The sequence below is a fragment of the [Empedobacter] haloabium genome (assembly GCA_008011715.2).
In the GTDB taxonomy this organism is placed as follows: domain Bacteria; phylum Pseudomonadota; class Gammaproteobacteria; order Burkholderiales; family Burkholderiaceae_D; genus Rugamonas; species Rugamonas haloabia.
Genome location: CP136508.1, coordinates 1,132,094 through 1,155,441, shown reverse-complemented (window position 1 = coordinate 1,155,441; position 23,348 = coordinate 1,132,094). Strand labels below are relative to the sequence as shown.

The window sequence follows — 23,348 nt, the reverse complement described above, 5'->3', positions numbered from 1 at the left end:
CTTTCTTGCCTCAACCTGTCTATACCACAGTTTTCTTGCAATATTGTTGCGCATAACCTACAAATAACATTATGAAATATTTATACGGTTGACCACGATGCAAGTTCCGGTGTCTTATGTCGGGTCGTTCTTTGCCTGAGGTCCCCGCCTCGCACAGAACGCCCTTGTGACGACAACACTGGAGCAAACATGATGAAAGAAACCACCCTGGCGCAATCCGTCAGGTTGATCTGCTCGGCCGGCGCCCTGGGCGCCTCGCTGATGGCGGTCCCCGCCTTCGCACAACAGGCCGATGCGCCGATGCAGCGCGTCGAGATCACCGGTTCCGCGATCAAGCGGATCGATGCCGAAACCGCCGTACCCGTGACCGTGATGAAGATGTCGGACCTGAAGGCCGAAGGCATCAGCACGGTCGAGCAGGTACTGTCGACCGTGGCCGCCATGCAGGCGACCCAGGGCACGAGCCAGGTGGTGGGCCTGTCCACCGGCGGCGCATCGTTCGCCAACATGCGCGGCCTGGGCGCCAACAAGACGCTGGTCCTGCTGAACGGCCGCCGCCTGGCGAACAACGCGTTCGACAGCTCCGCGCCCGACCTGAACATGATCCCGTTCGCAGCCATCGAGCGCGTCGAGGTGCTGCGTGACGGCGCTTCCGCGCTGTACGGCTCGGACGCCGTCGGCGGCGTCATCAACTTCATCACCAAGCGTGACTTCACCGGCGGCGTCGTCAGCGTCGGTGGCGATTCGCCCGAACATAAAGGCGGCACCGGCCTGAACAGCAGCATCGCCTATGGCTACGGCGACGTCGACAAGGACGGCTGGAACTTCTACGCGATGGGCGACTTCCAGAAGCAGCGCGCCATCGGCGGTACCGAGCGCGACTTCAACCGCCGCTTTGCCGGCGGCCTGTCCAGCAGCACGTTCCCGGCCAACTACTACCAGGACGGCGACGTCGGCAACCCGGCAGCGCCGAACTGCACGAGCTCGCCGAACCTGGTGTCGAACGGCACCGGCTGCAAGATGACCACGTCGAGCTTCGTCGACTACGTGCCGCGCTCCGAGCGTGCCACCGGCCTGTTCAAGGGCACGATCAAGCTGCCGAACAACCATGAGCTGAGCCTGGAATACCTGCACAGCCGCAGCAAGGTGGAAAGCCAGATCGCACCGGTGCCATACGGCGGCCTGATCATGAACCCGCGCCTGGCGAATGGCGCCCTGAACCCGTACTACCCGGGCAACGGCAACTTCACGCCGAACATCCCGCTGGATCCGAACTTCGGCGCCGGCGACCTGCCTCCAGGCGCGCAACCGGGCTACATCAACGTCATGTGGCGCGACCTGCCGAACGGCGTGCGCGCGGACGAGAACATCAACCGCCAGCAGCGTTTCGTGGCTGAACTGTCCGGCAACATCGCCGGCTGGGACTACCGTACCGGCCTGTCGTGGGGCGAAAACAAGGTCAAGGTCAACCTGCGCGGCTACAGCGACGGCGACAAGATCACCCAGGGCGTCCTGGACGGCATCATCAATCCGTTCGGCGAACAAAGCGCGGCCAGCATGGCGCTGCTGATGGGCGCGGCACTGGACGGCAACATCCAGAACGCCAAGGGCACCACCAAGACCTTCGACCTGAACGCCAGCCGCGAGCTGAGCGACTGGCTGGGCGCAGGCCGCAACGCGGCACTGGCCATCGGTGGCCAGGCAAGCCGTGAGGAATTCCTGTCGGCCGCCAACACCCCATACGCCGAGAAGGTCGTGGCCAGCACCGGTATCGACCCGAACACGCACAACGAAGGCTCGCGCACCGTGTACGCCGCGTATGCCGAGTTGAACGTGCCGATCGTGAAGACGCTGGACGTGACCGCCGCCGTGCGTTACGACAAGTACAGCGACTTCGGCAATTCGACCAACCCGAAAGTCAGCTTCCGCTGGCAGCCGAGCACCACGACGATGGTGCGCGGTTCCTACTCGACGGGCTTCCGCGCGCCGTCGCTGTACGAGATCAACGCCGCCAACACGTACACCAACACGTCGACGCTGAACGATCCGGTCAACTGCCCGAACGGCGAGCCGGCACCGGGCAAGAGCCGGGCAACGAACTGCGACATGCAGTTCCAGAAGCTGCAGGGCGGTAACCGCAGCCTGAATCCGGAAGAGTCGAAGAACGCCACGCTGGGCATCGTCTACGAAGGCGTGAAGGACCTGACCCTGACGGCGGACGTGTGGGCGATCGAGCTGGAGCACCAGATCGCGAACATGGCCGAACCCGACGCGTTCGGCGATCCGGTCAAGTACGCATCGCTGTTCCACCGCAATGCGGCCGGCAACCTGTCGATCGACGGTTCCCAGTGCCCTGGCGTAAACTGCGGCTACGTCGACCTGCGCACCCAGAACCTGGGCGGCATCAAGACCAACGGTATCGACCTGGGCGCGCAATACCGCCTGCGCACGACGGCCTACGGCACGTACAACTTCTCGCTGAACAGCACCTGGGTACATCAGTACAAGTACCAGAACACCGAAGGCGGCGAGTGGCACCAGAACGTGGGCATCTACTCCGGCTCGGCACCGGTGTTCCGTTGGCAGAACACCGCCAGCCTGCGCTGGAACATGAAGGAGCTGAGCGCCGGCGTGACGGGTCACTTCAAGTCGGGCTACCTGGACCAGGAAAACGACTATGTCGAGAACCATCGCGTCGCCTCGTACACGACGTTCGACAGCTACGTGTCGTACACGCAGCCGAAGGGCGTCGCCCTGACGTTCGGCATCCGCAACATGTTCGACCGCACGCCTCCGCTGTCGTACCAGGAAACCACGTTCCAGGCCGGCTTCGACCCGCGCTTCACGGACGTGACGGGCCGCACCTTCTACGTGCGCGCTTCGTACAGCTTCTAAGCTGTCGCGTTTCGTAAAAAGCCCCGCCGGCTCGCGCCGGCGGGGCTTTTTATTTGCGCGAAGCATTAGCGCATCAGGCTTGGGGTCTGTCCCCGGTAAGTGTGAACAACCGAGGCACGCGTTAGCGGTATTAGGGGACTGACCCCGGCTTTTATCGGTCGCGGATGAAAACCGGGGTCAGTCCCCTCGATGCGCTAACGGGTGCCTCGGCAGTATCCACTTACCGGGGACAGACCCCAGCCCCGGAAACAAAAAAGGCGCCCGCAGGCGCCTTTTCACTTACCGCAGCAGCGGCAGATTACTTGGCGTTCATCAGCGCCACGGTGGTGTCCAGCATGCGGTTGCTGAAGCCCCACTCGTTGTCGTACCACGACGACACCTTGACCAGGCGGCCCGAGACTTTCGTCAGGGTCGCGTCGAAGTTCGACGAGGCCGGGTTGTGGTTGAAGTCGACCGATACCAGCGGCTCGGTGTTGTACGTCAGGATGCCTTTCAGCGCGCCTTCCGAAGCCTGCTTCATCAGCTGGTTCACTTCATCGACAGTCGTGTCGCGCTTGGCGATGAACGACAGGTCGACGATCGACACGTTGATGGTCGGCACGCGGATGGCGTAGCCGTCCAGCTTGCCGTTCAGTTCCGGCAGCACCAGGCCAACGGCGGCGGCGGCGCCGGTCTTGGTCGGGATCATCGACTGCGTGGCCGAACGGGCGCGGCGCAGGTCTTCGTGCATCACGTCGGTCAGCACCTGGTCGTTGGTGTAAGCGTGCACGGTCGTCATCAGGCCGGTTTCCAGGCCGATGGCGTCGTTCAGCGGCTTGACCAGCGGGGCCAGGCAGTTGGTGGTGCAGGAGGCGTTCGAGATGACGGTGTCGGAAGCTTTCAGCACGTCGTGGTTGACGCCGTAGACGATCGTCGCGTCGACGTCCTTGCCGCCCGGCGCGGAGATGATGACTTTCTTGGCGCCGCCCTTCAGGTGCGCGGAGGCCTTTTCCTTCGTGGTGAAGAAGCCGGTGCACTCCAGCACCACGTCCACGCCCAGCTCGCCCCATGGGATTTCGGCCGGGTTACGCTGCGCGAACACGCGGATCTTGTCGCCGTTCACGATCATGTTGTCGCCTTCGACTTCGACGGTGCCCGGGAACTTGCCGTGCGCCGTGTCGTAGCGGGTCAGGTGCGCGTTCGATTGCGCGTTGCCCAGGTCGTTGATGGCCACGATCTGGATGTCCTGCTTCTTGCCGCCTTCGTAGAAAGCGCGCAGGACATTGCGGCCGATACGGCCATAACCGTTGATTGCTACCTTGATCGTCATACTATGTGCTCCTTTGATTAAGAATCTTTTTTCAGCCGACAGCGAAGCGGGCCGGGGCCCGCTCCAGGAAATGCAAACTTATGCAGCAATGACAGATTTCACCTTGGCGACCACGTTCTCCACCGTGAAGCCGAAGTGCTTGAACAGCACGCTGGCCGGGGCGGATTCGCCGAAGGTGTCGATACCGACCACGGCGCCTTCCAGGCCGACGTACTTGTACCAGAAGTCGGACACGCCGGCTTCCACCGCCACGCGCGGCAGGCCCTTGCCCAGCACGCTGGCCTTGTAGGCGGCGTCCTGGCGGTCGAACACGTCGGTGGACGGCATCGACACGACGCGCACCGCGATGCCTTCGTTCTTCAAGGTCGCGGCGGCGTTCATGGCCAGCTCCACTTCGGAACCGGTGGCGATGATGACGGCTTTCGCATCGGCCGCGTCCGCCAGGATGTAGCCGCCCTTGGCGATGTCGGCGATGGCCTGCTCGGTGCGCTCCTGGTACGGCAGGTTCTGGCGCGAGAAGATCAGCGTGGACGGACCGTTCTTGCGCTTGACCGCCTCGCCCCACGCCACCATCGACTCGACGGTGTCGGCCGGACGCCAGTTGTCCAGGTTCGGGATCAGGCGCAGCGACGAGACGTGCTCGACGGACTGGTGGGTCGGGCCGTCTTCGCCCAGGCCGATCGAGTCGTGCGTGAACACGAAGATCGAGCGCTGCTTCATCAGCGCGGCCATGCGCAGCGCGTTGCGCGAGTAGTCGGAGAACGTCAGGAACGTGGCGCCGAACGGGATGTAGCCGCCGTGCAGGGCGACGCCGTTCATGATGGCGCTCATGCCGAACTCGCGCACGCCATAGTTGATGTGGTTGCCTGGCTTACCCGAACGCACGGCGACCGACTCTTTCCAGTTGGTCAGGTTCGAGCTGGTCAGGTCGGCCGAGCCGCCCAGGAATTCCGGCAGGATCGGGGCCAGCGCCTGGATCGCGTTCTGCGACGCCTTGCGGGTGGCGATGGTTTCCTTCTTCTCCACGCAGGCGGCGATGGCGGCCTGCAGGGTTTGCTCGAAGTTGCCCGGCAGTTCGCCGTTCATGCGGCGCTTCAGCTCCGCGGCTTCCTTCGGATAGGCGGCGGCGTAGGCGTCGAACTTGCTGTTCCATTCGGTCTCGAAGGCGGCGCCCTGGTCCTTGAAGTTCCAGGCGGTCGACACTTCGTCCGGGATCAGGAACGGCTCGTGGCCCCAGCTGATGTACTCGCGCACGGCGGCGATTTCCTTGTCGCCCAGCGCGGCGCCGTGCACCTTGTCGCCACCTTGCAGGTTGGGCGAGCCCTTGCCGATGATGGTCTTGCAGCAGATCAGGGTCGGCTTGTCGGCCTTCTTGGCGGCCTCGATGGCGGCGTGCACCGCGGCCACGTCATGGCCGTCCACGTTGGCGATCACGTTCCAGCCGTAGGATTCGAAGCGCTTCGGCGTGTCGTCCGTGAACCAGCCCTCCACCTTGCCGTCGATCGAGATGCCGTTGTCGTCGTACAGGGCGATCAGCTTGTTCAGGCCCAGCGTGCCGGCCAGCGAGCAGACCTCGTGCGAGATGCCTTCCATCAGGCAGCCGTCGCCGACGAAGGCGTAGGTGTAGTGGTCGATGACGTCATGGCCCGGCTTGTTGAACTCGGATGCCAGCAGGTACTCGGCCAGCGCCATGCCGACGGCGTTGGCGATGCCCTGGCCCAGCGGGCCGGTGGTCGTCTCGATGCCCGGCGTGATGTCCACTTCCGGGTGGCCTGGCGTTTTCGAGTGCAGCTGGCGGAAGTTGCGCAGGTCGTCCATCGACACGTCGTAGCCGGACAGGTGCAGCAGCGCATAGTGCAGCATCGAACCGTGGCCGTTGGAGAGCAGGAAACGGTCGCGGTTGACCCACTTCGGATTGGCCGGATTGTGGCGGTGATGGCCGCTCCAGAGGGCGACGGCGATCTCGGCCATGCCCATCGGCATGCCGGGGTGGCCGGAGTTGGCCTTCTGGACAGCGTCCATCGCCAGCGCACGGATTGCGTTGGCCATCTGGGTGTGGGGAAGCGTAGATTTCATCGTGGTCTATCGAGGGAGGTTTGGAGACTGAGCCGCGACACGGAACTGCTGGCGAAGCGGTTTCAGAATGACCAGGGAGCGCGGGGGTGCATGGTCATTTTGAAACGACTCCAGACTGCGTAGCCCGTTATTTTACCAGAGCATGAGGTGGCAGCTTAAAATTAGTGCATTTCACCTTCCAGGACCGTCATGCCCCGTTTTTATATCGCCCAGCCGCTGGCCGCCGGCCAGCTGGTCGACCTGCCGCCCGCCGTGGCCCACCATATCAATGTCGTGCGCCTGGAGCCGGGCGCGGCCATTACCCTGTTCAATGGTGAAGGCGGGCAATATCCGGCTGTGTTGCGCGACGTGGGCAAGAAGCGCGCGACGGCCGAGCTGCAGGCGTTCGACCCGCGCGAAGCGGAACTGCCCTTCCCCGTGACGTTGGCACAGGCGCTGCCGGAAGGCAGCAAGATGGACTGGATCATCGAAAAGGCTGTCGAACTGGGCGTGACGGCCGTGCAGCCACTGGCGGCGCGGCGCTGCGTGGTGCGCCTGTCGGCCGAACGGGCCGAAAAAAAGCTGGAGCACTGGCAAGGCGTGATCGAGGCGGCCGCCGAGCAGAGTGGACGCAACCGCCTGCCACGGCTGGCGCCGCCGCTGGAATTGCGCGACTGGCTGGCGCAACCGGCCGATGGCCAGCGCATCCTGTTGAGCCCGCGCGCAAGCACGTCGCTGGCCCAATGGACGCGGGCGCAGCCGGCGCAGCCCGTCACCTTGCTGGTGGGGCCGGAAGGCGGTTTCACGGATGAGGAAGAAGCGCTGGCCATGCAGCACGGGGCGCTCGCGCTGTCGGCCGGGCCGCGCGTGCTGCGCACGGAAACGGCGGCGCTGGCGGTACTGGCGGTCTTGGCAGCGGCCTGGGGCGGGATGTAGCAGAACAGACCCTTGGCGTCAGGCAGCCATCTTCATGCGCCGGTAAAAAAAACGGGCAGCCGAGGCTGCCCGTTTTCATGCTCCATCTGTTAGAACGCGTAGGACGCGCCAATCGAGAAGAAGCGTCCCACAGCGCCAGCCTGGTGCAGGGTGGCGTTGTAGCTGGTCAGGTTACCCGCGTTGCCGTACGTCGCAACGTCGATCGGTGGCGCGCGGTCAAACGCGTTCAGGATCGACGCACGCAGCGTCAGGTTCTTGCTCAGCTTGTACGTCGCGTTCAGGTCGGTGGACATGAACGAACGGATCTTGCAGTACTCCGGCGGCGTGATGTTGTTGTTGTTGGCAAAGTACGTACGGCCGCCCACGCCAATGGCCACGTCTGCGCAATCGTTCACGCCGATCGACGGATCCAGGGCACTGAACGAGCTGACCCAGTTCAGGGTCGTGGTGAAGTTCAGTGGGCCCTTCTCGTAACCCAGGGTCAGCTGAGCACGGTTTTTCGGGTTGCCCGTATTGCCGGACACTACCGAAGGACCGTGGGTGCCGGCCAGTTCATACTCGTCGCCAAGCTGTTCCAGCTTGTAGCTGATCATGTGGTTGAAGGTCAGCTGAGCGCGGAAATTGCCGATGTCACCCGCGCGGAAGCGGTATGCCAGGTCCAGTTCCACGCCGCGGCTCTGCGTCGAACCCGAGTTGACGTACGACGAGGTGGCGTAGGCGATCGAACCGACCGATGGCGTCGCGGTGATCAGGGTGCCGTTCGGACCAGCGACGTCGGTCGGGACAGCCGGATTACGCACATAGCTCGGTACGTAGTCAGGCAAGCCCGATTCGGTGTTGATCTGGTTCTTCACCTTGATGTTGTAGTAGTCGATGGTTGCCGTCAGGTTCTTGAGCGGCTCGACGATCAGGCCCAGCGTGAACGACTTCGACTTTTCCGGCTCCAGATCGGGATTGGTGATCTGCACGAACGCTGGCGTGAAACCGCAACCGGCAGGTACGTTACCCGGGGTCGTGCGATCGCCGTTCGCGCACAGGATCGGATCGTTGATCGCGTGGAACGAGAACGTCGACGACGCATTGCCCACCTCGGCAGCGTTCGGCGCACGGAAGCCCTTGGCGAACGTGCCGCGCAGCGTTGCCATCGGATGTGCCTTCCACTTGAACTTGGCGCCTGGCGTGAACGAATTGCCGTAGGTGTCGTAGTGGTCGTAACGGGCCGAAGCGCTCAGCTCCAGGTCGCGGATCGGCATTGCGCTCAATTCGGCGAATGCCGCGGTATTGGTTTCCTCACCGAACACATAAGCCGAACCGTTGCCTGCGACACCCTGGGCCAGCAGGTCAGGTGGCGGCGCGTTCAGTTCTTTCTTGTACCAGCTGACGCCGGCTGCCAGGGCCAGTGGGCCGCCCGCCAGTTGCATCAGTTCGCGCGAGCCGTGGATGTCCGCGTAGGTCAGCTTGGACTCGGCTTCGTTGCTGAACGTTGGCGCGATCGCAGCCATGTCGGCGGCCGAGTTGCCACCCAGTGGATTGAACGGCGTCGCACGGTTCAATGCGCTGTACAGTGCCGTACGGTTGATGTAGCCGTTGTATTCCGTTTCCGTCTTCACCTTGGCGAAGCCGGCGGCGGCAGCGATGTCCCAGCCCATCCAGGAGCCGTTCAGGTCGGCGGCAAAGCGCGTCGCCGTCGAGCTGTTGTCCTGCTGGTTGGCGGTCGGCACGCCCGGGATGTAGCCGTACAGGCGCACCGGCACGCCCAGCTGGTTCAGCGGATTGTTCGCAGCCAGCAGGGTGCTCGGCACGCGGTTGACGATCGCAGGCGTCTGGCCCGGCACCAGCGCCGTATAGCCGGCAAAGGTGATCGGCGAGAAGGCGTTACCGGCGGTCAGGCCGCGGCTGTTGGTGCTCTGGCGCTTGAACATCGACGCCTTCAGCGCCAGCGTCCAGTCTTCGTTCAGCTTTTTCGTGAAGCCGGCGATCACATTGAATTTATCGGACTCGGGCTGCAGGTTCGACACTTCGTCGCGGATCGTGCACTGACCGGCACGGTACTTGACAAAGTTGCAGCTTGGGTCGAGGAATTGATAGCTGGACGCGTTGTTGACGCCGCCAGCCGGGTTGTACAGGAACGGGCTGCTGGCCGCGGTCAGGAAGCTGTTGCCGGCGTTCGGTACGCCGCGCGTCAGGTTCAGGCCACCACGCCGGGTCCAGTCGCCGCTGGCCCAGTCCTCGCTGTCGCGCTGCGACAGCTTGATGGCGTCGGCATGACGGTACTCGGCACTGATAAAGGCGTTATAGCCGTCGTTTTCCAGGTCGCCATAGCCACCGGTCGCGGCGATCTTGTAGTTCTTGCCACCGCCGTGCTGGGAATTGCCGGCATCGGCGTTGAGGTTGAAACCGTTGAATTTCTTCTTCAGGATGATGTTGACCACGCCGGCAACGGCGTCGGAGCCGTACATCGCCGAAGCGCCGTCCTTCAGCACTTCGATGCGCTCGACTGCGTCGAACGGGATCGAGGAAACGTCGACGAACTGGCGCTGGGCGTCGTCCGACAGCGGATACGGCGCCATGCGGTGACCGTCGATCAGGACCAGCGTCAGGCCAACGGACAGACCGCGCAGCGATACGCCCGCGGCGCCGGCGGCGAACGCACCGGAGAAGCCGGTACCCAGGGCACCTTGGCCGTTGGCGGACAGGTTGCTCAGCACTTCGGCCACGGACGTGTAGCCGGTTTTGGCGATATCGTCGGCCGTCAGCACTTGGACCGGGCTCGGCGTTTCTTTGTCGGCGCGGCTGATCAGGGAGCCCGTCACGACGACCTTCTGGATCGGCTCGGCCTGCTGTGCCATCGCTGGCAGCGCGGCCGCGGCACCGAACGCCACGGTCAGCGAACGAACAAGAATAGTTTTTCTCAACATTTTGGTTCCTAAAGTAAGCATGCGTTGGTAGTAAGCTTGGGTAAAGTTACTCGCGCCTCTACTGCATTAATAATTTCGTCCCAACTAAACCAAAAAACCCTTCAATCGCTTTTTGGGCGACCATAGAACCCGATTGCAACAATCGAGTACAGCGTAAGATAAGACCATAGCGCATACGCAAGTGTCAACGCACGCGACATTTACTATGAGCAAAAAACAACAATATTGTTAATCGGCACTATTATGGTGCAAGCATGCACCAATAGACCGCTTCGCTCGGCAAATGGGTGCAAAATCCCGATACTGCTGCGATCGAGGGAGCGCTAACGAGACCTTGCGGGATCGTCCTGGTAATACGAGTGGAGAGGAAGAGATAATCAGGCGACCAGAAAGGGGCCATGGGGATGGGCGACGCTGTTAATCATGCCGGAGCGCGAATAAAACCAGGCGCCATTTAAACAGCGACTATTAATCAGCTATTCAATTTGACCGCGCAAATCGGCGCGTGCCGGAGTGCGCAGGGCCGCCGACATATGGAGTTGCGTTGAAGAAATGAACTTCAAATATCGTCCTAGATAATGCAGTCCCGCCGACGAAATGTACAGCAATGCATCGTTGAACTTTTGATTTCGTGGCGTAAACGCCTCACTTCCCTGCTCAGGCAGGGTATCGGGAACGCGGCCGTTGCGCCTAGGGCACGGGCGGAAACAGGTAGAATGGCGGATTGGGCCCGTTGCGCGCCCCACCGTTTTTTTCTGGACACGAAGATGCTGCGACTGAACGAACTGAAACTTCCCCTCAACCATACCGAGCCCGAGCTGACGGAGGCCATCCTGGCCCGCCTCGACATCGCGCCCGAGATGCTGCTCAGCTTCACCGTCCACAAGCGCAGCTACGATGCGCGCAAGAAGGCCAACATCATCCTGATCTACTCGCTCGACGTGGCGACGACGGACGATGCCGGCGTCCTGCAACGGCGCAAGCACGACGTGCACCTGATGCCGTCGCCGGACATGGAGTACAAGTTCGTCGCCCACGGCGTCAACACGGACGGCAGCCAGCCGCGTCCGGTCGTGATCGGCATGGGCCCGTGCGGCCTGTTTGCCGCGCTGATCCTGGCGCAGATGGGACTGAAGCCGATCGTGCTGGAGCGCGGCAAGACGGTACGCGAGCGCACCAAGGACACCTTCGGCTTCTGGCGCAAGCGCGTGCTCAATCCCGAATCGAACGTGCAGTTCGGCGAAGGCGGCGCAGGCACGTTCTCGGACGGCAAGCTGTACAGCCAGATCAAGGACCCGCGCTACCTGGGCCGCAAGGTGCTGACCGAGTTCGTCAAGGCCGGCGCGCCCGAGGAAATCATGTACGTCAGCAAGCCCCACATCGGTACCTTCCGCCTGGTCAAGATGGTGGAGGCGATGCGCGAGGAGATCGTCGCGCTGGGCGGCGAAATCCGCTTCGAGCAGCGCGTCACCGATTTCGAGATCGAGGAGAAAGACGGCGTGCGCCAGCTGCGCGGCCTGCTGCTGGCCTCGGGCGAGCGCATCGTCACCGACCACGTGGTGCTGGCCATCGGCCACAGCTCGCGCGACACGTTCCAGGTGCTGTACGACCGCGGCGTGTACATCGAAGCCAAGCCGTTCTCGATCGGCTTCCGCGTCGAACACCCGCAGTCGCTGATTGACACCTGCCGCTTCGGCCCGAACGCGGGCCACCCGATCCTGGGCGCGGCCGACTACAAGCTGGTGCACCACGCCAAGAACGGCCGCGCCGTGTACAGCTTCTGCATGTGCCCGGGCGGCACGGTAGTGGCGGCGGCGTCCGAGCCGGGCCGCGTGGTCACCAACGGCATGAGCCAGTACTCGCGCGCGGAGCGCAACGCCAACAGCGCCATCGTCGTGTCGATCAGTCCGGAAGACTATCCGGGCCATCCGCTGGCCGGCATCGAGTTCCAGCGCCGGCTGGAAGAAAAAGCGTTCGAGCTGGGCGGCGGCAACTACAGCGCGCCGGGCCAGCTGATGGGCGACTTCGTCGCCGGCAAGCCGTCCACCGAATTCGGCGCCGTGATCCCGTCGTACAAGCCGGCCGTGCACCTGACCGACCTGGCCACGATCCTGCCGGACTACGCGGTGGAAGCGCTGCGCGAGGCCTTCCCCGCCTTCGACAAGCAGGTACGCGGCTACTTCAAGCACGACGCCGTGCTGACGGGGCTGGAAACGCGCACCTCCTCGCCGATCCGCATCAAGCGCCGCGACGACGACCTGCAAAGCCTGAACACGCGCGGCCTGTTCCCGGCCGGCGAAGGCGCCGGCTATGCGGGCGGCATCCTGTCGGCCGGCGTGGACGGCATCAAGGTGGCCGAGGCCGTCGCGCTGTCGATGGCGGCGAAGAAGTAAGGTCTACAACCAGCCGGCGCGCTTGAAGCGCCGGTACAGCAGCAGGCATGTGGTGGCCATCGCCGTCAGCGCGACGGGATAGCCGTAGCGCCACTTCAGCTCCGGCATGAATTCGAAATTCATGCCCCAGATGCCGGCAAAGGCCGTCAGCACGGCAAAGATGGCAGCCCAGGCCGCCAGTCGCTTGTTGACCTCGCCCTCGTCCAGCGCCACCATCGACAGATTGACCTGGATCGCCGTGCCGATCGTGTCGCGGATCGTGTCGAGCGTGCCGTTGATGCGGGCCAGGTGGTCGTGCACGTCGCGGAAGTATTCCTGGCTGCTGACGCACATCGACGGCACCCGGCCGCCATGCAGCTTGCCGATGGCGTCCAGCAGGGGTGCCACGGCGTGGCGCAACGTCATCACCTTGCGTTTCAACTCGTACAGCCGCTGGATGTTGGCGCGTTGCGCCTCCTGCAGGAAGATCTGTTCCTCGATCTCCTCCAGTTCCTCCTCGAAAGCATCGACGATGGGAAAGTAGCGGTCGACGGCCGCGTCCATCAGCGCGTACAGCACGAAGCCGGAGCCGTGTTTCAAGAGGTGCGGCTCGCGCTCGGTGCGGGCGCGCACGCCCATGAAGCTTTGCGCGCTGTTCTGGCGCGAGGACAGCACATAGTTGTCACCGACGAAAATGTCGATCTCGCCGACGACCAGTTCGTCTTTCACCATCTCGACCGTCTTGACGACGACGAACAGCGAGTCGCCGTACTCCTCGATCTTGGGGCGCTGGTGGCCGCGCAGCGCATCCTCGACGGCCAGCTCGTGCAGGCCGAACTCCTCCTGCATCACGGCCAGCTCGTCGGCCTGCGCGTCCTTCAGGGCCACCCAGACGAAGGTGTCCTTGACGGCGATATGGTCGCTGATGTCGGCCACGGGGATGTCGGCCAGCTTGTGGCCATGTTGGTAGGCGACGCAATTGATCAGCATACAGTTTCCAGATAAAAGCTCAGGCATGAAGCCGAGAGCTTACCCGAAATCCGTCTACTGATGAGTTCGTGTCCCACCGCGGGGTCAGTCACCAAAACGGGACACGAGCACATGCGTACAGCCTGAGCGCTGCCGGGCTGGTGTGTGCTTTAGTGTCTGCCTTGATGATAGACATGGACTCGCCCGGCTAGTCATGGCTGTGGTCGTGTCCCACTTGGTGACTGACCCCGCGGTGGGACACGGGCTCGGCTTTGGATGGACGCCCACTGGGCGTCAATCCTCCTTCGCGCCGTCGATGCCCAGCTCGGCAATCTTGCGCGTGATCGTGTTGCGCCCGATGCCCAGGCGGACGGCGGCGTCGTTCTTGCGGCCGTGCGTGTACTTCAGCGCCGTGCGGATCAGCGCCGATTCGAACTGGCGGCCCAGCACGTCCATCACGTCCTGCTGGCCGTCCGACAGCATCGTCGCCGCCTGCAGTTCCAGCAGCGCCAGCCAGCCGTCCGGGCGTGGCGCGGCCGGCGCGGCGGCTGCCGCGATCGGCGCGTGTGGCGTGGCCGCCGGCAGCTCGGGCGCCGCCTGCAGCGCGCTTTGCCCTTCCGACAGTTCCAGCGGCAGGTCCTTCACCTCCACCGTCTGGCCCGGCGCCATCACGGTAATCCAGTTGCACAGGTTTTCCAACTGGCGCACATTGCCCGGCAGGTCCAGGCTTTGCAGGAACGTCAGCGTGGCGTCGCTCATGCGCTTGGCTTCCACGCCCAGCTGCTTGGCGCTTTGCAGCAGGAAGTGGCGTACCAGGATGGGAATGTCCTCGCGCCGCTCGCGCAGGCTGGGCAGGCGCAGGCGGATGACGTTCAGGCGGTGATACAAGTCCTCGCGGAACAGGCCGTCGCGCACACGTTGCTCCAGGTTCTGGTGCGTGGCCGTGATGACGCGCACGTTGGCCTTCAGCGGCTGGTGGCCGCCGACGCGGTAGAAGTGGCCGTCCGACAGCACGCGCAGCAGGCGCGTCTGCAGGTCGAACGGCATGTCGCCGATCTCATCCAGGAACAGGGTGCCGCCCTCGGCCTGCTCGAAGCGGCCGCGCCGCGTCGCCTGCGCGCCGGTGAACGCGCCACGCTCGTGGCCGAACAGTTCGGATTCCAGCAGGTCCTTCGGAATGGCGGCCGTGTTCAGCGCAATGAACGGCTGCGCCGCGCGCGGGCTGTGCTTGTGCAGCGCCCGTGCGACCAGCTCCTTACCGGTGCCGGACTCGCCCGTGATGAGGACCGTGACGTTAGACTGCGACAGCCGGCCGATGGCACGGAACACCTCCTGCATGGCGGGGGCCTGGCCGAGGATTTCCGGCGTTTCCGCCGGACCCGATTCGACATTGGCCTCGCGCAGGCTCTCGTCCAGCGCGCGGCGGATCAGCTCGACGGCCTTGTCGATGTCGAACGGCTTGGCCAGGTATTCGAACGCGCCGCCCTGGAACGCGGCGACGGCCGAATCCAGGTCGGAGAACGCGGTGATGATGATGACGGGCAGGCCCGGGTGGCGCGTCTTGACGACCTGCAGCAGGTCGAGGCCGGAGTCGCCCGGCATGCGGATGTCCGACACCAGCACCTGCGGCGTCTCATATTCCAGCGCGGCAATGGCGTCGCGCGCGTTGGCAAAACTCTTCGTTGCGAGATTTTCCCTCGCCAATGCTTTCTCTAATACCCAGCGGATCGATTCGTCGTCGTCGACTATCCAGATTGGCTTCATGTGTGTTGTGCTTCCCGCAATGTGGATCGAGACTGCTCCAGGCGTCCCGGCTCAAGGCAGCGGGATCAGGATCCTGAAGTCCGTATATCCGGGCCGGCTCTCGCACTCGATGACGCCCATGTGCTGGTGCACGAAGGTCTGCGCCAACGTCAGCCCGAGGCCGCTGCCACCATCGCGGCCCGAGACGAGCGGATAGAAGATGCGGTCGCGGATCTGCGGCGGGATGCCCGGTCCATTGTCGATGATATGCAAATCTAATGCCAGGTTGTAACGGACCTTCGCCAGGGTGACCTGGCGTGCCACACGGGTCTTGAAAACGATCTGCCCATCGCCCGCCTCGATGCGCTCGGCCAGTGCCTGCGCCGCGTTGTGGGCGATGTTGAGCACCGTCTGGATCAGTTGTTCCTTGTCGCCGCGGAACTCCGGCAGCGACGCGTCGTAATCGCGCACGATCGCCAGCCCCGCCGGGAACTCCGCCATCATCAGGCTGCGCACACGTTCCAGCACCTCGTGGATATTGACGTCGCCGACGATGTGTGGCCGGCGGTGCGGCGCCAGCAGGCGGTCGACCAGCGTCTGCAGCCGGTCCGCTTCCTTGATGATCACCTGCGTGTACTCGCGCAGTTGCTGCAGGTGCAGCGGCGGCAGCTCCATCTCCAGCAGTTGCGCGGCGCCGCGGATGCCGCCCAGCGGATTCTTGATTTCGTGCGCCAGGTTGCGGATCAGCTCCTTGTTGACCTGGCTCTGGTCCAGCAGGCGCTCCTCGCGGTCCAGCTTCATCTGCTGCACCGTCTCGCGCAGCTCCAGCAGCACATGGTCGGACGGCTCGTCCAGCGCGCTGGCGATCGTGTGCACGTGCAGCGGCTCGCGCCCGGCCCGCTCCAAGGCCAGCTCCTGGCGCAGGTCGGAGAACTTGTGCGCGCGCGCCTGCGCGATCACGTTTTCCAGCTCGGCGGGATTGGTGAACAGGCTGCACAGCTTCTGCCGCGACAAGGCCTTGAGCGAGCTTTCCAGCAGATTTTCCGCCGCCGCGTTGGCGTAGGTGATGTGCCCCTCCCCGTCGACGATCACGACGGCCGAGGCCAGCAGGTCGAGGCCCGCCAGCGCGGACGGGCGTGGAAAGACCGCCGCCGCGGCAGCCGCCGCGCGCGCGATATTGGTCACAATTTTCATCGTATGTTGGCGATTTCCCGCTTCAGCGCTTCGACGTTCTGTTCCGAACGGGCGATCGAGGTCTTCAGGTTCGCCACCCGTTCCTGGTACTTGGCGTAGTTGCGCTCGTCGCCTCGACGCTCCGGCTCGCCGTTGTTGAATTCACGGCGCAGCTCGCCAAGCTTCTGCATTTCGGCGTTGAGTTCGTCGGTGAGGATCTGGCGTCGGTCCGCGTCGCGCGCCTTCTGCTCCGCGCTGTCCACGCGCGGGAAGGCCGCAGGTAGCGGTGCCGGCGTGGCCGCTGCCGCCGTGGTGGCGGGCCGCGGCCGTGGCTGCCCTTCCCGCTTCTGCGGCGCCGCGATCACGGGATCCGGCAGGTCCAGCGCCACGCAGTGATTGCCCTTCTTGCGGTCCGTGTATTCCTTGTGGCCGCTGGCGTCCACGCAGCGGTAGATCTGCGCCTGGGCGGCAGCACAAGACATGGACAACAGGACAACGGCTGGGCAAATGCGGCAGATCTTCATGCCCCGACTATACAACATCCGAAAAAAAACGCGAGGAGGGCTTGCCGCCATCCTCGCGTCCTGGTTACCGGTGTTTCAAGACCGGCATGCCGCTGTTACAGCGAGTAGTACATGTCGAACTCGACCGGGTGCGTCGTCTGGCGCATGCGGGTCACTTCCGTCATCTTCAGTTCGATGTAGGCATCGATCATCGAATCGGTGAACACGCCGCCGCGGGTCAGGAACTCGCGGTCCTTGTTCAGGTGATCCAGCGCTTCTTCCAGCGAGGCGCAGACGGTCGGGATCAGCGCGTCTTCTTCCGGCGGCAGGTGATACAGGTCTTTCGACGCCGCTTCGCCCGGGTGGATCTTGTTCTGCACGCCGTCCAGGCCGGCCATCATCAGCGCGGCGAAGCACAGGTACGGATTCGCCAGCGGGTCCGGGAAGCGCGTCTCGATACGGCGGCCTTTCGGGTTCGCCACGTGCGGAATGCGGATCGACGCGGAACGGTTGCGGGCCGAGTAAGCCAGCTTGACCGGGGCTTCGTAGCCTGGCACCAGGCGCTTGTACGAGTTGGTGCCCGGGTTGGTGATCGCGTTCAGCGCCTTGGCGTGCTTGATGATGCCGCCGATGTAGTACAGCGCGAAGTCGGACAGGCCGGCATAGCCGTCGCCGGCGAACAGGTTCTTGCCGTCTTTCCAGATCGACTGGTGCACGTGCATGCCCGAGCCGTTGTCGCCCACGACCGGCTTCGGCATGAAGGTGGCGGTCTTGCCGTAGCTGTGCGCCACGTTCCAGATCACGTACTTCATGTTCTGCGTCCAGTCGGCGCGCTGCACCAGCGTCGAGAACTTGGTGCCGATTTCGTTCTGGCCGGCGCCAGCGACTTCGTGGTGGTGCACTTCGACCGGGATGCCCATCGATTCCAGGATCAGGCACATTTCCGAGCGCATGTCCTGGAACGAGTCCACTGGTGGCACTGGGAAGTAGCCGCCCTTGACGGTCGGACGGTGGCCGCTGTTGCCGCCTTCGATGTCCTTGTCGGTCGACCACGAGGCTTCGTCGGAGTCGATCTTGACCATCGCGCCGGACATGTCGATCTTCCACTTGACGGAGTCGAAGATGAAGAATTCCGGTTCCGGACCGAAGTAGGCGGTGTCGCCCAGGCCGGAGGACTTCAGGTAGGCTTCGGCGCGCTTGGCGATCGAGCGCGGGTCGCGGTCGTAGCCCTTGCCGTCCGATGGTTCGATGACGTCGCACTGCATGAACAGCGTCGTCTCTTCCATGAACGGGTCGATGTTCGCGGTGCTTGGATCCGGCAGCAGGATCATGTCGGATGCTTCAATACCTTTCCAGCCGGCGATGGACGATCCGTCGAAGGCATGGCCGCTTTCGAACTTGTCGATATCGAAGTGCGAAACCGGCACGGTCACGTGCTGTTCCTTGCCACGGGTATCGGCAAAACGGAAATCAACGAATTTGACTTCGTTGTCTTTTACCATCTGCAAAACTTCTTCGGCGGTCATTGCCATGCGTATCTCCTAAGTGAAAGGGCTGCCAGCACCATGGTGCGGCGGAAACTCCAGCTATGTAAAGCAGAAAGCGTGCCAGCAGGAATCGACTAAGCAATAACGAATTGCTTCATTGATCTTGCTGCCTACGGAAACTAAAATCGTTCGAGCCCCGCTCGCGCGCTGTTTTGCACCACGCTGGCGCAACCGGCTGAGCGCACTGCTTTGGTGCGAAAAGCGCATTTTGCACCTGTTTTGGGCGCAGCGGCCCAAAATGTGTAGAAATTGGTGCATCGCGCCCAGGCCACAGCGTTGTGGGCCGCCGGAGTGTGCGCCACGTTCAACGAAGATCCAGAGGAATTACCGCCAAATGAGCACCGACAACGACATCCTCCAGCGCGCCCGCGAGCGCGGCGCCGGCCTGCCCTATGCTGGCGCGGTCACGCCCCAGGAAGCGCATCAGCTGCTGCTGGGAAATCCGAACGTGCGGCTGATCGACGTGCGCACCAACGCCGAGCGCGACTGGGTCGGCCGCGTCGCCATTCCCGAGACGCAACATGGCGCGGTGCAGTGGAGCACCTATCCGGGCGGCGTGCCTAATCCCGAGTTCGTGGCGCAGTTGTCGGCACAGGCTTCGCCGGACCACGTGCTGCTGTTCCTGTGCCGCTCCGGGGTGCGCTCGCGCCATGCCGCCAAGCTGGCCACCGAGAACGGCTTTGCCAACAGCTTCGATATCCTGGAAGGCTTCGAGGGGGATAAGGATGCCGAGGGGCATCGCAAGACGGTGGGGGGTTGGTGCAAGGCGGGCTTGCCTTGGGTGGGGGCTTAGGGTCTGTCCCTGCAAGGGACTGACCCTGGAGTTCAGCAGATCCGCTGACCACGCACGAACTTCGGAGTCAGTCCCCTGCGGGGACCGACCCCAACGACATCACAGCGAATAGCTCAGCCGCGCATACACATACCGCCCCGACCGCCCGAACGGCGAGTAGTTGGTGAACGGCGCGTTGCCCGTCGCGTTCAGCACCGCCGGGTATGGGTCCGGGTACTGGTCGAACAGGTTCTCGGCGCCGACTGCGAACGTCATCGCCTTCGAGATCGTGTAGCGCCCTTCCAGGTCCACCAGCGTGCGCGCCGACATCATGTGATCGGGGAACGGCGCCGAGCTGGGCGTCAACACCTTGCCGTAGCGCGTCGCGCGCAACGTGGCGCCCAGCGCGCCGCGCGTCCAGGTGCCGCTGGCGGTCAGCTTCGTTTTCGGCGTGCCCTGCTCGAACGTCAGCACGTTGACGCGGTCGAACAGCACCGGTGCCGGCGACAATGCCGCCAGCTCCGCCGTCTGCGGCACCTTCGTCACTTCCGTGTCCGTGTAGTTGCCCGCCACGGTCACGTCCAGCCGGCCGGCGTCGCCCAGCGCGAACGGATAGTTCACCACCACGTCGACACCCTTGGTCGTCGTGTCGACACCATTGATGAAGAAACGCCCGCCGCCCACGCCGGGGAAGCCGTTGGCGGTCAGGTAGTTGCGCACGTTCGCCTGCGTCAGGTTCTCCGACAGCACGATGCGGTTGCGGATGTTGATCTTGTAGCCGTCCACCGTCACGCTGCCGCGGCCGAGCTTTGCCACCGCGCCCAGCGAGAAGTTGGTCGACTTCTCGGCGTCCAGCGGCTTGGCGCCCAGCGCCACGGCGGCCGGGTCGGTCGGCTTGAACGTCGTGATGTCGAACGGGATGCCGTTGATGAAGTTGGTCGACGTCGACGTGAAGAACTGCTGCTGCATCGACGGCGCGCGGAAGCCGTTCTGCACCGAGCCGCGCAGCGCGAACGCCGGGGTGAAGTTGTAACGGCCCGCCAGCTTGCCGGACCAGTTGTTGCCGAAGTCCGAGTAATGCTCGCCGCGTACGGCGAACGATGCCAGCAGCTCCGGCGTCAGGTTGGCCTCGATGTCGCCGAACACGCTGAATGCGTTGCGGTGGCTGTCCGTTTCGTCGGTCGGCCGGAAGCCCGGGAACACCTGCGCGCCGGACGCCGTCGGCAGCCCAGACGGCAGCAGCGCGCCGCCATTGCGGTAGGAATCCGGTTCGCCGGCCGTCAGCTCGTAGCCCTCGCGGCGCGCCTCGGCGCCCAGCGCCACGTTCAGCGGCGACTTCAGTCCCACGTCGAATTCGCGCACGGCCGACAGGTTGTAGGTCAGCTGGTCATACGAATAGCCGCCCGCGTCGAACGAGGTAGGACTGGCCGCGCCCAGCGAGCGGTTCAGCGTGTTCTCGATGGTGTAGTCCATCTTGTTCTTGCCGTAGCTGAGCGAGCTGTCCATGTCCCAGCCGTTCAGGTTCCAGGTGACGCCGCCGGCGATGCTGAAGTCGTCCACGTCCGGTGCGATGATCGGCAGGAAGCCGTTCGGGTAGATTGCGATGACGTTGCGGTCGTCCAGGGCGCGGCGGAAGAAGCCGGCCGAGCGGGCCTCGCGCTTCTGGTAGCTGCTCCAGCCGTACAGCTTGACCCGGCCGAGGTCCGTGCCGGCGTTGACGAACAAGGTGGACTGCTTCAGTTCCGGCTCGCCGTACCAGGCGTTGAAGCGGTTGATGGTGTTCTCGCGCGGGTCGAACTGGCCATTGACGAGCGGGTACTGCTGGCGCGTGTCGTAACCGCCGCGCTCCGTGTGCTCCTGGTCCTTGTATTCGGCCGCGATGGTGACGAAACCGGTCTCGCCGAAGGCCAGGCCTTTCCACAGGCTGACGGTGGCGACGCTGCCGTCATGGCGCGAGCGCTCCGTCTCGCTGGTCCACGTCGAACCGGCCGGTCCGGCCACGGGGGCAAAGCTGTAGTCGGTGATGCGCTTGCCGTAGCTGACGACGGCCTCGCCGCCGCTGCGGTCGTTGCGCAGGCGGATGTTGACGACGCCGGCGATGGCATCCGAGCCGTACTGCGCCGAGGCGCCGTCGCGCAGCACCTCGATGTTCTTGACGATGCCGGTCGGGATCGTGTTCATGTCCACGGCGGCCGAGCCGCGCCCGATGGTGCCGTTCAGGTTCACCAGCGACGAGGTGTGGCGGCGCTTGGAATTGACCAGCACCAGCGTCTGGTCCGGCGCCAGGCCGCGCAAGGTGGCCGGGCGGATGGTATCGGTACCGTCGGCCAGGCCGGGGCGCGGGAAGTTCAGCGACGGCAGCGCCACCGACAGCGCCTGCGTGATCTCCGGCACGCCGGTGTTCTTGATGGTGTCGGCCGAGATGATGTCCACCGGCGACGAGGTGTCGAGCACCGTGCGGTTCGACACGCGGGTGCCGGTCACGATGACGGTGGCGGTGGCGCCGCTGTCCACGGCGGGACTGTCGGCGGCCTGGGTCTGGGCGCCGGCCTGGCCGAACAGCGAGGCGACGGCGGCGGCGAGGAGCAGCTTCTGAGGTACGCGATTACGGTGCATCTCGATCCCTTCCTGTTGATGTCGGTCCGCTTCATCTTCCCGGCGATGCGGCCTCGATGTCAAATCTATCAGTGGCAAAAAGGGCAAGTTGTGGTGATAAACAAACGGTCTATTCCGGAATGACCGTATTTTCTTGTGCCAAACCGGGCGTCTGGCTAAGAATGCGCTGCCTGACGAACTGGATGTGACTGCGCAGGCCATACAGGTCGTCGGCGAAGGACAGCGGCACGGAGACCTGGTTGACGCGATCCTCGATGTCGTTCAGGCGCGCCAGCTGGGCGCGCGCCACCTGCGTGCGCTGCGCCTCGGGCCCGTCGCGCGGGGCATCCTCCAGCGCCTGCTCCACCGTGCGCAGCTGGCCGTACCAGCGGTAGATGCGCGAGCGGATGCGCCACACGTACAGCGGCGGCACCACTTTCGACAACGGCAGGATCAGCGCGCCCAGCGCCACCACCAGCACCCACATGCGATCGAGGAAGTTCGCCAGCCAGAAGCTCATGTAGCGCTGCAGGAACGGCGCCCCGTCCTTGTAGAACTTGGCGGCCTCGCCCGCCACCGGGATCTCCGTGTAGCGCGCCGACGGGAACTGGCCCTGCTGCGAGAACCACCCTGCCCCGCCATGGATCCTGGCGGCGGCCTGCACGAACAATTCGATCAGGGCCGGGTGCAGGTCCTCGCGCGCCACCAGCGTGGCGGTCGGTGCGATCAGGTGGTAGTCGCGCGCCGGCAGGTCACGCCCCAGGTCGACGATCCCGCGCGGCAGCGTCACGTGCGTCAGGAACGGCAAGCGCCGCGTGTAGGCCTCGGCCTGGGTGAAGTCGAACAGGTAGACGCCAGGCGTCTGCAGCAGCATCTGGATCAGCGGATCGTCCGGCGCGGCCGCGAACACCAGGCCGTCGCTGCGCCCTTCCAGCAGTTCCACGGTGGCCGGGGTGTTGTCGAGCTGGCTGGTCTGCAACTCGGATGGCGCTACGCCGTTCACGTCCAGCAGCTGGCGAAACAGCCGGGGCGCGCCGCTGCCCTTGGCGCCGATATTGATCTTCAGGCCGCGCAGCTGCGTCAGCTGGGTGACGGCCGGCTGGCCGGGCCGTTCGCGCAGGAACAACCAGACTGGCTCCGTGAACAGGCTGCCCAGCGACACCAGGCCGTCGCGCTCGGCGGCCGCCTCGTCGGTGGTTCCGCTCTGCATGAAGGCGATGTCGACTTTTCCTTCCTTCAGCAGGCGCAGGTTCTCGCGCGAACCGTGCGAGCCATGCAGCGTGACGGCGATGCCGTCGCTTTTCAGCGCGGCCGCGTAGCGCTTGCCGAACATGTCGTAGGCGCTGTTGTCCTGCCCCGTGCCCAGCACCACCTGGCGCGGCGGCGCGGGGTCGACGATGACGTAGGCGAGCACGCAGACGGCGGCGATGACGAGGATGGTGGGAGCGGCGGAGGCGACCAGGTCACGCAGCGAAAAGCTGGTGAACTTGCGAATGCGGTTCATCGTGGAGCGGAGGACGGGTTTCATGGCTGGCTACCTTGCCAACTTTTCGCTCCTTGT

14 protein-coding genes are annotated in these 23,348 nt (G+C 64.3%); 4 read left to right on the top strand and 10 right to left on the bottom strand.

All coding sequences use genetic code 11. From position 1 onward, the window contains the following. Positions 1–189 precede the first annotated feature (189 nt). Positions 190–2,895 carry a TonB-dependent receptor gene (locus E7V67_005140; GenBank protein ID WUR14492.1) on the top strand — a complete coding sequence of 902 codons (2,706 nt, stop codon included), beginning with the start codon at positions 190–192 and terminating at the stop codon, positions 2,893–2,895. A 298-nt stretch (positions 2,896–3,193) separates the two neighbouring features. On the opposite strand, the gene gap is transcribed toward E7V67_005140, so the two are convergent. After that, entirely contained in the window at positions 3,194–4,204 is a 1,011-nt protein-coding gene (gap, locus tag E7V67_005135; protein WUR14491.1) for a type I glyceraldehyde-3-phosphate dehydrogenase, read from the bottom strand. A 78-nt stretch (positions 4,205–4,282) separates the two neighbouring features. Further along, the gene (tkt, locus tag E7V67_005130) at positions 4,283–6,280 is read right to left on the bottom strand and encodes a transketolase (protein ID WUR14490.1); all 1,998 of its coding nucleotides are present in this window, start codon (positions 6,278–6,280) and stop codon (positions 4,283–4,285) included. Positions 6,281–6,469: 189 nt separating this feature from the next. Between tkt and E7V67_005125 the strand changes: the two genes are divergently transcribed. Continuing rightward, positions 6,470–7,195: a 16S rRNA (uracil(1498)-N(3))-methyltransferase gene (locus tag E7V67_005125; protein ID WUR14489.1), complete on the top strand. Its 726-nt coding sequence runs from the start codon at positions 6,470–6,472 to the stop codon at positions 7,193–7,195. Positions 7,196–7,284: 89 nt separating this feature from the next. Here E7V67_005125 and E7V67_005120 read toward each other — a convergent pair whose 3' ends face one another. Then, positions 7,285–10,113: a TonB-dependent receptor gene (locus E7V67_005120; protein WUR14488.1), complete on the bottom strand. Its 2,829-nt coding sequence runs from the start codon at positions 10,111–10,113 to the stop codon at positions 7,285–7,287. A 767-nt stretch (positions 10,114–10,880) separates the two neighbouring features. Here E7V67_005120 and E7V67_005115 point away from each other — a divergent pair. Further along, the gene (locus E7V67_005115; GenBank protein WUR14487.1) at positions 10,881–12,506 is read left to right on the top strand and encodes an NAD(P)/FAD-dependent oxidoreductase; all 1,626 of its coding nucleotides are present in this window, start codon (positions 10,881–10,883) and stop codon (positions 12,504–12,506) included. A gap of 3 nt (positions 12,507–12,509) precedes the next feature. Here the strand turns inward: E7V67_005115 and corA are convergent, their stop codons facing one another. From corA to glnA, 5 genes are all read right to left on the bottom strand, one after another. After that, positions 12,510–13,475, bottom strand: coding sequence for a magnesium/cobalt transporter CorA (gene corA, locus E7V67_005110; protein WUR14486.1), 966 nt, complete (start codon positions 13,473–13,475; stop codon positions 12,510–12,512). Between the two features lie 273 nt (positions 13,476–13,748). Continuing rightward, positions 13,749–15,218 (bottom strand): nitrogen regulation protein NR(I), encoded by a 1,470-nt coding sequence (ntrC, locus tag E7V67_005105; protein WUR14485.1) that lies wholly within the window; start codon positions 15,216–15,218, stop codon positions 13,749–13,751. A gap of 51 nt (positions 15,219–15,269) precedes the next feature. Beyond that, positions 15,270–16,391: a nitrogen regulation protein NR(II) gene (gene glnL / locus E7V67_005100; protein WUR14484.1), complete on the bottom strand. Its 1,122-nt coding sequence runs from the start codon at positions 16,389–16,391 to the stop codon at positions 15,270–15,272. Then, on the bottom strand, positions 16,388–16,852 hold the full coding sequence (locus E7V67_005095; GenBank protein WUR14483.1) for a DUF4124 domain-containing protein: 465 nt from the start codon (positions 16,850–16,852) through the stop codon (positions 16,388–16,390). The genes glnL and E7V67_005095 overlap by 4 nt, the downstream gene beginning before the upstream one ends. A 137-nt stretch (positions 16,853–16,989) precedes the next feature. Then, positions 16,990–18,405: a type I glutamate--ammonia ligase gene (glnA, locus tag E7V67_005090; GenBank protein WUR14482.1), complete on the bottom strand. Its 1,416-nt coding sequence runs from the start codon at positions 18,403–18,405 to the stop codon at positions 16,990–16,992. A gap of 349 nt (positions 18,406–18,754) precedes the next feature. Between glnA and E7V67_005085 the strand changes: the two genes are divergently transcribed. After that, a complete protein-coding gene (locus E7V67_005085; GenBank protein WUR14481.1) occupies positions 18,755–19,213 on the top strand; it encodes a rhodanese-like domain-containing protein in 459 nt (152 codons plus the stop codon). A gap of 99 nt (positions 19,214–19,312) precedes the next feature. Here E7V67_005085 and E7V67_005080 read toward each other — a convergent pair whose 3' ends face one another. Continuing rightward, positions 19,313–21,808, bottom strand: coding sequence for a TonB-dependent receptor (locus tag E7V67_005080; protein ID WUR14480.1), 2,496 nt, complete (start codon positions 21,806–21,808; stop codon positions 19,313–19,315). A gap of 109 nt (positions 21,809–21,917) precedes the next feature. Then, the gene (locus E7V67_005075) at positions 21,918–23,291 is read right to left on the bottom strand and encodes a TAXI family TRAP transporter solute-binding subunit (GenBank protein ID WUR16231.1); all 1,374 of its coding nucleotides are present in this window, start codon (positions 23,289–23,291) and stop codon (positions 21,918–21,920) included. Between the last annotated feature and the right edge of the window lie 57 nt (positions 23,292–23,348).

What these genes read in the sequence shown, in the direction of transcription:
- E7V67_005140 (WUR14492.1), top strand. Translation starts at nt 190, where the DNA reads ATGATGAAAGAAACCACCCTGGCGCAATCCGTCAGGTTGATCTGCTCG.
- gap (WUR14491.1), bottom strand. Translation starts at nt 4,204, where the DNA reads ATGACGATCAAGGTAGCAATCAACGGTTATGGCCGTATCGGCCGCAAT.
- tkt (WUR14490.1), bottom strand. Translation starts at nt 6,280, where the DNA reads ATGAAATCTACGCTTCCCCACACCCAGATGGCCAACGCAATCCGTGCG.
- E7V67_005125 (WUR14489.1), top strand. Translation starts at nt 6,470, where the DNA reads ATGCCCCGTTTTTATATCGCCCAGCCGCTGGCCGCCGGCCAGCTGGTC.
- E7V67_005120 (WUR14488.1), bottom strand. Translation starts at nt 10,113, where the DNA reads ATGTTGAGAAAAACTATTCTTGTTCGTTCGCTGACCGTGGCGTTCGGT.
- E7V67_005115 (WUR14487.1), top strand. Translation starts at nt 10,881, where the DNA reads ATGCTGCGACTGAACGAACTGAAACTTCCCCTCAACCATACCGAGCCC.
- corA (WUR14486.1), bottom strand. Translation starts at nt 13,475, where the DNA reads ATGCTGATCAATTGCGTCGCCTACCAACATGGCCACAAGCTGGCCGAC.
- ntrC (WUR14485.1), bottom strand. Translation starts at nt 15,218, where the DNA reads ATGAAGCCAATCTGGATAGTCGACGACGACGAATCGATCCGCTGGGTA.
- glnL (WUR14484.1), bottom strand. Translation starts at nt 16,391, where the DNA reads ATGAAAATTGTGACCAATATCGCGCGCGCGGCGGCTGCCGCGGCGGCG.
- E7V67_005095 (WUR14483.1), bottom strand. Translation starts at nt 16,852, where the DNA reads ATGTCTTGTGCTGCCGCCCAGGCGCAGATCTACCGCTGCGTGGACGCC.
- glnA (WUR14482.1), bottom strand. Translation starts at nt 18,405, where the DNA reads ATGGCAATGACCGCCGAAGAAGTTTTGCAGATGGTAAAAGACAACGAA.
- E7V67_005085 (WUR14481.1), top strand. Translation starts at nt 18,755, where the DNA reads ATGAGCACCGACAACGACATCCTCCAGCGCGCCCGCGAGCGCGGCGCC.
- E7V67_005080 (WUR14480.1), bottom strand. Translation starts at nt 21,808, where the DNA reads ATGCACCGTAATCGCGTACCTCAGAAGCTGCTCCTCGCCGCCGCCGTC.
- E7V67_005075 (WUR16231.1), bottom strand. Translation starts at nt 23,291, where the DNA reads ATGAACCGCATTCGCAAGTTCACCAGCTTTTCGCTGCGTGACCTGGTC.